The organism is Pseudomonas sp. 2VD, assembly GCF_005503585.1.
In the GTDB taxonomy this organism is placed as follows: Bacteria; Pseudomonadota; Gammaproteobacteria; order Pseudomonadales; family Pseudomonadaceae; genus Pseudomonas; species Pseudomonas aeruginosa.
Genome location: NZ_SCND01000591.1, coordinates 1 through 2069 on the forward strand (window position 1 = coordinate 1; position 2069 = coordinate 2069).

Below are 2069 nucleotides of genomic sequence, written 5' to 3' on the forward strand. Positions count from 1 at the left end.
GGGTACGCCTTACCGAGCGCCTGGTGGAATGGCTGGACGCTCGTGAGCAGCGCCCGGACCTTCTGTTATCGGGTTCTGCGGTGGGTTGGTATGGCGACAGCGGCGAGCGCCCGGTGACCGAGGAGGGGGCGGCGGCCGGCGAGGATTTCGCCAGCGAGCTATGCCTAGCCTGGGAGCAGATCGCCCGCGAGGCGGAGAAGCTCGGCACCCGTGTCGTGCTGTTGCGCACCGGCCTGGTGCTGGCCCCCGAGGGCGGCTTCCTCGGGCGCCTGTTGCCGCTCTACCGGCTCGGCCTGGGCGGACCGCTGGGTGACGGCCGGCAATGGATGCCGTGGATTCATATCGAGGATCAAATCGAGCTGATCGATTTTCTTTTGCGGCGGCCCGATGCCAGCGGTCCCTATAATGCGTGCGCTCCCAACCCGGTGCGCAACCGCGATTTCGCCAAGGCCCTGGGCCGGGCGCTGCACAAGCCGGCGCGGATACCGACCCCCGGGTTCGTCCTGCGCCTCGGGCTGGGAGAAATGTCCGGATTGCTGCTCGGCGGCCAGCGAGCCTTGCCGCAACGCTTGCAGGACGCCGGCTACCGTTTTCAATTCACCGACCTGGACGTGGCGCTGGCCGATGTCCTGGACGCCCGACGAAAGGATCAGGCATGACCGAGAATGCCCTGCTGTTGCTCAACCTGGGCTCCCCGGATTCGACCCGGGTGGAGGATGTCCGCCGCTATCTCGACCAGTTCCTCATGGATCCCTACGTGGTCGACCTACCCTGGCCGCTGCGGCGCCTGCTAGTGTCGCTGATCCTGATCAAGCGTCCGGCCGAATCGGCGCACGCCTACAGCTCGATCTGGTGGGACGAAGGGTCGCCACTGATCGTCCTCAGTCGTCGCCTGCAGGAAGCGATGAAGCCGCACTGGCCGCATGGACCGGTGGAACTGGCGATGCGCTACGGCCAGCCGGCCATCGAGAAGGTCCTGCTCGACCTGGCGCGCCGCGGTATCCGGCGGGTGACCCTGGCGCCGCTGTATCCACAGTTCGCCGACAGCACCACGACCACCGCCGAACAGGAGGTGCGCCGGGTGATCGCCGCCCATCGCCTGGGCCTGGAGGTCAGCACGCTGCCGCCGTTCTACGACCAGCCGGTCTACCTCGATGCCCTGGTGGAAAGCGTGCGTCCGTACCTGCAGCAGCCCCACGACCATCTGTTGCTGAGCTTCCATGGCTTGCCCGAGCGGCACATCCGCAAACTGGTGAAGGATCCTGCCCACGACCTGCTGGCCGAGAACAGCCGCAACGTCAGCCCCGAAGCCCTCGCCCTCTGCTACCGCAGCCAGTGCCTGCGCACCGCCGAGGCCTTCGCCGAGCGCGCCGGCCTGGAGCAGGGGCGCTGGTCGGTGGCGTTCCAGTCGCGCCTGGGGCGCGCCAAGTGGATCGAGCCCTATACCGACGCCAAGCTCGACGAACTGGTGCAGCGTGGGGTGAAGCGCCTGCTGGTGATGTGCCCGGCGTTCGTCGCCGACTGCATCGAGACTCTGGAGGAAATCGGCATGCGCGGCCGCGAGCAGTTCATCAGCGCCGGCGGCGAGGACCTGGTGCTGATTCCCTGCCTCAACGACCATCCCGCCTGGGTCGGCGCCCTGGCCGATATGAGCGGGCGCCTGGCCAGGCCGCTCTGAGAGCCTGTTCATGATCCGCTGCGCGGCGCGGTATGACGGCTTTGAAGTGCTCATTTGCCGCTCGTCAGCTCCGCTTCCCCGCCCAGCTCGCGAGATGCTGAACAGGCTCTGAGCGCACGCGGCGGCGAATGACCTGGCGGTCATTCGCCGGAACCCGCTTCCCGCATTCAGCAGTTCTATAGTCCCTTGCCCTGGGTATAAGCCCGGATGTTGCCGGCTTATCCTGCCTGTCGACCCTCCCTTCGCATCCGCCGCTTCGGCGGCGTCCAGGAGTTCGGCATGCATAACAACAATAACGGCTATCCCTCCAACCTTGCGGCCTGGACCACGGTGGCGATCCTCATGGTCGCCTATGTGCTGTCCTTCATCGATCGGCAGATCCTCAACCTGC

At 66.7% G+C, this 2069-nt stretch carries 3 protein-coding genes; all 3 read left to right on the forward strand.

The window, feature by feature from the left end; all coding sequences use genetic code 11:
• A partial coding sequence (locus FFS27_RS32120) for a TIGR01777 family oxidoreductase (RefSeq protein WP_137952520.1) occupies positions 1 to 659 on the forward strand: 659 nt, incomplete at its 5' end.
• Positions 656 to 1678 (forward strand): ferrochelatase, encoded by a 1023-nt coding sequence (gene hemH, locus FFS27_RS32125; protein WP_021264089.1) that lies wholly within the window; start codon positions 656 to 658, stop codon positions 1676 to 1678. The genes FFS27_RS32120 and hemH, both read left to right, overlap by 4 nt.
• A 279-nt stretch (positions 1679 to 1957) precedes the next feature.
• Positions 1958 to 2069: hypothetical protein (locus FFS27_RS33935; protein WP_256659869.1), on the forward strand; the 112-nt coding region annotated here is incomplete at its 3' end.

What these genes read in the sequence shown, in the direction of transcription:
- hemH (WP_021264089.1), top strand. Translation starts at nt 656, where the DNA reads ATGACCGAGAATGCCCTGCTGTTGCTCAACCTGGGCTCCCCGGATTCG.